The sequence below is a fragment of the Alteromonas sp. genome (genome assembly GCF_984505615.1).
In genome coordinates, this window is the sequence record NZ_CFHOXV010000085.1 from 1 (window position 1) to 2,413 (window position 2,413).

The 2,413-nt window shown below is 47.5% G+C and carries 2 protein-coding genes and 1 pseudogene; all 3 read left to right on the forward strand.

The window, feature by feature from the left end:
- A pseudogene (locus tag AC4PME_RS20540) lies at positions 1-107 on the forward strand (peroxiredoxin); the annotation flags it as partial.
- A 316-nt stretch (positions 108-423) separates the two neighbouring features.
- Entirely contained in the window at positions 424-1,113 is a 690-nt protein-coding gene (locus tag AC4PME_RS20545; RefSeq protein ID WP_491044768.1) for a helix-turn-helix transcriptional regulator, read from the forward strand.
- Between the two features lie 61 nt (positions 1,114-1,174).
- The gene (locus tag AC4PME_RS20550; RefSeq protein WP_491044769.1) at positions 1,175-2,356 is read left to right on the forward strand and encodes a BaiN/RdsA family NAD(P)/FAD-dependent oxidoreductase; all 1,182 of its coding nucleotides are present in this window, start codon (positions 1,175-1,177) and stop codon (positions 2,354-2,356) included.
- The last annotated feature ends 57 nt before the right edge of the window (positions 2,357-2,413 follow it).

Here is a 2,413-nt window from a genome sequence, read left to right on the forward strand (position 1 = left end):
TGCGTTATTCCATGCTGGTTGAAGATGGTGAAGTAGTAAAACTGAATGTTGAAGATCCGGGCCGTTTTGAAGTGTCTGACGCAGAAACAATGCTTAACAGTCTTTAATCATAATAAAGTGTCTTCTGAAGCGGAATTGACTTAGACTTTAGTCTATTCCGCTTGTCCCGCGATCCCTCTTTTTATAGCCTAAGTGACTCAATAAAATAGATTTTAGTAAATGTTGCGATGGATTTATCTATTTTTGTCTTTTTAACAACATTTAATGTACAGCGCCATACGTTCTGCTATTCTTAAAGAATAGAGCGGTATACCTATGCAGGTGGAGATTATTTGGTACTTCACGAAGAAAACCATTAATCATCCGTGCGCTCATGCTCACAGGGTAAGTTGAGCAGCTCAAACGGAACCATGGAGGGAAAGTATGTTGAGCAAAAACCAGAAGTTTGGTGTCTATCTGATATCCAAATCCTTATCTTCAGATGAAGCAAGCGACGAACAGGTCATCCTGTTTAAGCATCTATTGCAAACCTGTGGTTATGAAATCACAGAACTCACATCTATAGAACAGTTAGAAACCACCTCCAATCAGGATCTTATTTTTTACGATGCCGCTAAGGCTGAAGAAAAAATGGAAGCGTTTTACCGTTATCAGGGCTTTGCCCGCTGGATTCTGTTTAATCTGGAACACGGCGATATTGATGAATGTGAGGCCATCATTGCGGGTGTGGAGGGAACCTTCTATACCTCTGACTCACCTGAATTATTACTGAAAGGTGTGCGCCGGCTGGCCAAAATGGACGTGTGGTTTAAACGCAACTCCATTAACGAGGCATTACGCCGGTTACGGCAACAAACCCGTAAAACCAATGCGGCTATTTCCCGTCCCAAAGAGTTAAATAAAATGGCACTGCATCCCAAGCTTACCAAGCGGGAAGTAACCATTATCGAGCTGGTGGCACAGGGTTCGCAGAATCAGGAAATCGCTGATCAGTTGCATATCAGTGTGAATACGGTAAAAACGCATATATACAGTATTTTCCGTAAAACCCATTCGAGAAACCGGATTGAGTTGCTGTCGTGGTCACAGCAATTCGTCAGTGAGTACTCCTGACGCTTCAAGAATCTTACCGGGCACACTATAATCCGGCTTTTGAATTTGCCGGAGTCAGTTTGTGATCCAGAAAGATGTCATTGTAATCGGTGCGGGCGCTGCCGGATTGTTCTGCGCAGCGCAGGCGGGTAAGCGTGGCCGCGCTGTCGCTGTGCTGGATCACGGAAAGAAAGTCGGGCGTAAAATACTCATGTCCGGCGGCGGACGGTGTAATTTCACCAACATGTACGCTGAACCGGCCAATTTTCTGTCTGCTAATCCTCATTTCTGCAAATCTGCTCTGAGCCGCTATACCCAGTGGGACTTCATCTCTCTGGTGAGCGAATACGGCATTCCCTATCATGAGAAAACCCTCGGCCAGTTGTTCTGTGATAACAGCGCATCAGACATCGTAGATATGCTGGTAAGAGAATGTGATAAAGCCGGTGCTGAAATCGTTACCCGCTGTGACATTCTGAGTGTGGAGAAAACAGAGACCGGCTATGCGCTGAGCACTTCACTGGGCGATTATGTTTGCGAATCCCTGGTTATCGCTACCGGCGGTCTGAGTATGCTGAAAATTGGCGCTACGCCATTCGGCTACAAAATTGCAGAACAGTTCGGCCTGAAAGTCCTGCCAACACGAGCCGGCTTGGTGCCTTTTACATTGCACGACAAAGACAAGCAGGCGCTGGAGGCATTGAGCGGTATCGCTGTCGATACGTCAGCAAGTTGTAACGATACATCTTTCCGCGAAGCGATGCTGTTTACTCACCGGGGGTTAAGCGGCCCGTCCATGCTACAGATATCGTCCTACTGGCATCCGGGGGACACCCTGCATATCGACTTACAACCTGCCATGAGCGCCGCTGAATATCTGACAGCCGCTCAACAGGATACGCCCGACGCGCAACTCTCTACGGTTCTCAGTAAGTTCTATCCCAAACGGCTGGCACAAACCTTTATCGACACCCTACAGTGGCCTAATGAACCGGTAAAACGCCTGACCCACAGTCAGATAGCGGAAATCGACAATACCTTATCTGACTGGCAAGTCACGCCCAATGGTACAGAAGGCTACCGCACCGCAGAGGTGACACTGGGCGGCGTAGATACAGACGAACTGTCATCTAAAACCATGATGAGTAAGAAAGTTGAAGGCTTATTCTTCATTGGCGAAGTGGTAGACGTCACCGGCTGGCTCGGCGGCTACAATTTCCAATGGGCCTGGAGCAGCGCCTGGGCTGCAGGGCAGTATGTTTGATGTGAACCGGCTTAACTAAAACGAAGACAAAGTAGCCTTATAGACCTCTGAATAAAA

Bases quoted from the DNA above. Each gene is read 5' to 3' on its own strand.
- AC4PME_RS20545 (WP_491044768.1), top strand. From the start codon at position 424: ATGTTGAGCAAAAACCAGAAGTTTGGTGTCTATCTGATATCCAAATCC.